The sequence below is a fragment of the Nitrosomonas marina genome (assembly GCF_900110145.1).
Lineage (GTDB): Bacteria > Pseudomonadota > Gammaproteobacteria > Burkholderiales > Nitrosomonadaceae > Nitrosomonas > Nitrosomonas marina.
In genome coordinates this window covers 1-4,878 of the sequence record NZ_FOCP01000047.1, presented here as the reverse complement: position 1 = coordinate 4,878, position 4,878 = coordinate 1, and the positions used below count along the sequence as shown (strand labels likewise).

The following is a 4,878-nucleotide window of genomic DNA, read 5'->3' as shown; positions in this document are numbered from 1 at the left end:
GTCGATGAAGGTCCAGGCACAGGCACAGATCCATTGCCATCGCCCAGGGCGATTTCGGATAAATTAAGTGGCGTATTATTGGCGGCTGCGAGAGCCATTGCCGAGGCGCCAACATCTGTCAGAATGGTAAAATAATTGCTCATCGCGCGTTTTTTAAGTGTGTTGGGCAAATAGTAAGGAATTCACAAGCCCGATAATCCGTGTTTTTCCGGTAATAGTTACCCTGTAGTAGGCTGCAGAGGCGGCGGCAGATTCGCTTCAAACTCGACCTGAGTGATTGATCGATCGCCGGGCGGATAATCCAGCGCAGGTGTTGGCGGGTTGATAGCGGCCATTTGGATAACCCTAGCGGATACCGTTGACAGTTCAAATCTTGAATTGGCCACCTGTGGCGCAGTCGTCTCTGGCGTGTAATCAGCAATAACCGTACTCGTTTGCGGCCAGTAGTCAGCGCCCACATCTACATACAGCTTGGCAAGATGTCTGTCATCAACGCCATCTGGATCTTCAAGTACCAGGCGATGCTCAAGGCGGGCATAAACGCAGCGAATGTCGTCGCCATCTACCAGATCGAATCTCTGGCATGATCCGTGAACCGCATAAGGCGTGCCGGATACATAGCCCCCATTCTTGACGCCAGACAGGAAAAACGAAACAGATCCATCGGCTTCCGTTCTCTGCTCTACCCCACTTCCAACATCAGGCCAGAAAACCTGGGTTTTGCCGACATTCTCAAGCCGCCACTCGCCGGTAGATTCACGCAATACCCAAAACTCGATGTTCTTGATATTCACACCAGTGTTTGTCGCAGCGTGATTGATTCCAGGCCAGACAACAAACCAGCATGTACCGGCTTCCCACGGCACCATTGCCTTGAATGTAGGGTTATCCGGATCCCACCAGTTAGGCGTCATGTCACCGCGCGCCTGATTGCCCATGCCGACAACACCCTTCTGCGTCCAGTCTTGAGTCGGTGCGCCTACCAAGGATATGCCGGCGCCGTTATCGCCCATACTTGCATAAAGCGCATCCAGTCCGCTGCCCTCAAACTTAGGCAGAACCGTTGAAAATGTTACGCTGGTAACAACGGCAGCCACGCGCGGCATGACACGGAACTCTACCGGCTGAGAGGCCGCAGGATAGACCGTGCTATAGGATCCGGATAATGTAACCGCACCAATGTAGTTTTTCTGTTGCCAGCGAGACAGTTTTACAAAGTACAGCACCAGTCTGGCCGGGATGATGGACCGCAATATCGGTTCCATCTTGTCAATTTCATCCCACGTCGTGTCTCTTGACTCTATAGATACGCGGATCCGGCTGGTTGAATACTTGGTATCATCGGCATGATTCAGCACAGACAGTTTTGTCGGGTAGGTGTGCGCTTTTGATTGCGCCATCTGTTCCACAGAATGCTCGTTTGGAAACAAAAGCTGCAGGTATGTCTCCAGGAAGTGAAAACCGCGCCCGTTCTTGTTGCGCGATTTCCAGGCTTTGTACAGGTACCGCGTAGCCGTTTCTTCACGTTCGATATCAAGCAGCGCCAGTCCATCAGCATTGACCATGCGTCGAACCAGGTCCAGTGAGCCCAGGTGGGCGACACCAAGCACGTTCGCATCAAAAGCCTGTTCCGCGAGCATTGCTTCAAACAGATCAATAAACAGGTTGCGCAGATCATTCTCAACGTCATCAACAACAAAACTGTTGGCAAGCGGTTTCAGCTGCGGAAGTTGTGCGTTCGGAAAATCGAAACCCATATCCTGTTAACCACCCCAGGCAGGCGGCAGCACGTTCTCGGTAGTCACATTGACTGTCAGGCTTGCCTCGGTCACATAACGCCACAATTCAGGGCGGAAATTGCCAACCGGCTGCGCGATTGTCACACTGACATCCGCATTGGCATCGGACAATGCCGGAATCCTTGATTTGAGCAGCGCATATACCGATTTGTATAGCGGCTTATTCGGTCGCCTTGAACCCGGCTGAGACTCGCCGTATTCGGCCAGAATAGCCTCAACTATCTTTGATTGCACATCGCTGGCCACATAAGCAGCCGATATTTTTGCATCGACTGTAACGGCGATCTCGGACCGAACCGGCGTCATGAATTTTACGCGGTAACTGTTATCGGCTTGCAGGATAACGTCACGAATGCCCTTTTGGGTGGCTGTGAGATTGCCCTCTGCGATAAATGCAGGCGAAACCGGCGTATTCGGGTCGGGTTCGGTCAATACCGTCTCACCGCCATCAGCTGATAAACAGGCAACAAACAGGGTATTGATGTTATCGACACTCGCACCCCTTGCGGCCTCTTCAATCGCTTCATTCCAGACAGACAGGAATTGCGTATCGTGATAATCACGTCTGACTACAAAATCGAATTCGCCCAGGAAAACAGCGTTATGGTTGTAAACCGTAGGGTATCGAACCAGATCACGCAACGTTGTTATGTCGGGCGGGTTTTTGCCTTTCTCAAGCAGTGAATCAAGCACCAGTTCGACGTTATTTTCAAGCGGTGATATAAGGTATTCAAACGAAAATGGCGCGCTTGCATCCAGTGTTATTTCCCCGGCTGAGCGCGATATTGTCAGTGTTATTTCGTGGCCGTCAGGCGGCTGGAAACCGATAATACCTTCCTGCCCGAATCGCACGTAAATACGCTGCCTGTCATCGGCCTCAACATGGAACACCCGGTCATCCGGATAAATGTTTACATAGCGTTCCCGGTACGCATATTCGCCGTCAGAATCGCTGACAGATATCCCGCTCAGATATGTCTCATCGACCGCTTGTGGCACCTCCACGGCGTAGAATGGAACGCTGCCTGATACGGTATGGTCAATGGTTTCTTTTTTAACCTGTACCGCCTCAAATGTGCCCGTACTGTTTGCCGACACAACAACCGTTGTTTCAGCTATGTAAGGCAGCCCGTTCGAGTCGATAACGACTCTGCCGGTATCTACCGTGAATGCCGAATCATTGTTGTTTGTGACCAGGATCCGCACCCTTGCCGGCGTTGCCTTTGCAATCACGCCGCGCATGGCAGCATCGGCCATCACAGTGGCATCGCGGACCTTTTCAAACGGCTCGGCCATTGCGGTCTCAATTTGCATTGAAAACATTCCAAGCATGGTGGCCATGGCCTCAAGGTTTTGCAGTATTCGCGGATCTCCTGCCCTGTAAAGTGCCGCCACAGCCGGGTATAAGGCTATGGTGTCCGCGATCTTTTTCTGGAAATCGGCTTTGGTAAGCATTAAGTTTCAATCCTTGGGACTTCGATCGCCTGCCCCGCTACTTCTATCAGCAAGTCGAGTCTGTCTGGCGGCGTCTGCACGCTGTAAATGTTTGTTGAATTCGCTGGAAGCGCCTGCAGGACCGGCACGTCAGAACGTAATTTCTGCAATTGCGCGTCAGCCGAACCGTCAGATAGCGGGCTTTGAAGTATATCTTTGATGGACTGGCCGTAACCGGAGCCAAGATAGCCGTTCTCGGGCGTTTTAAGCCAGTGAGAAACCATATCCTGCACTTCGGAGCCGTCAATGATGTTATTTGCCATGCGTTCAATCGTAACGATTCAACACATGGCAGATTGGTGGATTTTCCGGGATTAAGGTGCGTCGGTTGCTTCAAAGAAGCCGTTTGGCGCAGTCATGATAATGTCAGAGCCGTCCGGAGTCTTTACAAAAGCGTTGATAGTCAGCGGAATAATGCTTGCATCCGTGCCGCCCGCCGTATCCGGGTCGTAACAGAACACAACATTACTCCAGTTATCACCGGCCAGGATGTTTGCAAATGTCTGGTCCGGAACATGGCAGACCATCTTGTCATTCACATGGTCAGGCACCAGCGCAATAATATCCGCGTCGGTTAGCACCTTGCGGGCATAGTTGGTGTTGGCTACTTCATTGGTCGTGCCGGCCAGCAGATCAGACAGCGTTTCCTTGTCTTTCAAAACGGCATCGCTCTCAATGCCCGTTTGCGCAAGCGCAAGAATGACAATCGCGGAATCAGCCGGGTCGTTGATGTCGACACGCTCGTAGTAAGCTGCAACCTTGCCTTTTGCTACATTAAAAACAAACTGCGCCATGATTATTCACCCCCTTCCATCAGTTCACAAAGATAGAACGAATCTTTTTTGTACCCGGCGGGGTTTTGAGGATCTGGCGATGTTTGCCCGGCAAAATTGGCCGCGACATAATCTCTCGCCTCAAACTCGCCTGCTAACCGCTTGCCGTCGAAGCAGCAGTAATAACCTGGCGAACTGATAATTTTATAATTAACGTCGCCGCCTTCCGCGTGCATCGTAATGACGCCTTTACCAAGAGACAATAAACCGTACCCGATAAATTCATCGATAAATTGCTGCGTAAATTTCTGGACATTGCCAGGCTTGCGGGCGAACTTAATGCCAACAATCTCTGCCGTTCCAGGCTTGTACAAACGTTTTAGATACATTTCGCTCTACTCCGGATTAGAATTACTCGTAGAACCTGATTATTTCATTCTCGATAACCGTTCCCCGGTGCGGTTGTCCGTTTTTGTCGGTCCAGTTAATGCTTACCTGGTACCCGCCAGCCTCAGTCACCTTGCCCGGATGGATATACAGCATGAGTCGTTTTTTTGTTTCTATCTGCACCTCAGCTGCGCTTTTGGTAAATTGCACCGTTGTTACGCCGTCTACTTTTGTTCTTGTCAATGTCAGCGTGATTTCCTGAATGTCATCAGAATCGTAATCGAGTGAATTCTCGATCGTAATCGCAACCTTGTGCGCAGATCCCAGGTATGCCCTGCCTTTAATAGCCATGGTTAGAGCCTTATCACAATAGGTCCGTCAAATGTGCGGACCTTGATTTCAGAATTAAGCGGAATAAACACGTA

The 4,878-nt window shown here is 50.9% G+C and carries 7 protein-coding genes; all 7 read right to left on the bottom strand.

The features are described from left to right. Window positions 1-143: phage tail-collar fiber domain-containing protein (locus tag BMX44_RS17595; RefSeq protein ID WP_177167797.1), on the bottom strand; the 143-nt coding region annotated here is incomplete at its 3' end. Window positions 144-218: 75 nt separating this feature from the next. Beyond that, window positions 219-1,757 carry a hypothetical protein gene (locus tag BMX44_RS16085; protein ID WP_090634918.1) on the bottom strand — a complete coding sequence of 513 codons (1,539 nt, stop codon included), beginning with the start codon at window positions 1,755-1,757 and terminating at the stop codon, window positions 219-221. Between the two features lie 6 nt (window positions 1,758-1,763). Beyond that, window positions 1,764-3,254 (bottom strand): hypothetical protein, encoded by a 1,491-nt coding sequence (locus tag BMX44_RS16080; RefSeq protein ID WP_090634915.1) that lies wholly within the window; start codon window positions 3,252-3,254, stop codon window positions 1,764-1,766. Continuing rightward, a complete protein-coding gene (locus BMX44_RS16075; RefSeq protein ID WP_090634913.1) occupies window positions 3,254-3,556 on the bottom strand; it encodes a hypothetical protein in 303 nt (100 codons plus the stop codon). Before BMX44_RS16075 ends, BMX44_RS16080 begins: the two co-directional genes overlap by 1 nt. 51 nt (window positions 3,557-3,607) lie before the next feature. After that, on the bottom strand, window positions 3,608-4,087 hold the full coding sequence (locus BMX44_RS16070; protein ID WP_090634911.1) for a hypothetical protein: 480 nt from the start codon (window positions 4,085-4,087) through the stop codon (window positions 3,608-3,610). 2 nt (window positions 4,088-4,089) lie between these two features. Further along, window positions 4,090-4,455: a hypothetical protein gene (locus tag BMX44_RS16065; protein WP_090634908.1), complete on the bottom strand. Its 366-nt coding sequence runs from the start codon at window positions 4,453-4,455 to the stop codon at window positions 4,090-4,092. A 22-nt stretch (window positions 4,456-4,477) separates the two neighbouring features. Continuing rightward, window positions 4,478-4,804 (bottom strand): hypothetical protein, encoded by a 327-nt coding sequence (locus BMX44_RS16060; RefSeq protein ID WP_090634906.1) that lies wholly within the window; start codon window positions 4,802-4,804, stop codon window positions 4,478-4,480. Between the last annotated feature and the right edge of the window lie 74 nt (window positions 4,805-4,878).

Excerpts from the sequence above, each read along its gene's own strand:
- BMX44_RS16085 (WP_090634918.1), bottom strand. The coding sequence starts at position 1,757 with ATGGGTTTCGATTTTCCGAACGCACAACTTCCGCAGCTGAAACCGCTT.
- BMX44_RS16080 (WP_090634915.1), bottom strand. The coding sequence starts at position 3,254 with ATGCTTACCAAAGCCGATTTCCAGAAAAAGATCGCGGACACCATAGCC.
- BMX44_RS16075 (WP_090634913.1), bottom strand. The coding sequence starts at position 3,556 with ATGGCAAATAACATCATTGACGGCTCCGAAGTGCAGGATATGGTTTCT.
- BMX44_RS16070 (WP_090634911.1), bottom strand. The coding sequence starts at position 4,087 with ATGGCGCAGTTTGTTTTTAATGTAGCAAAAGGCAAGGTTGCAGCTTAC.
- BMX44_RS16065 (WP_090634908.1), bottom strand. The coding sequence starts at position 4,455 with ATGTATCTAAAACGTTTGTACAAGCCTGGAACGGCAGAGATTGTTGGC.
- BMX44_RS16060 (WP_090634906.1), bottom strand. The coding sequence starts at position 4,804 with ATGGCTATTAAAGGCAGGGCATACCTGGGATCTGCGCACAAGGTTGCG.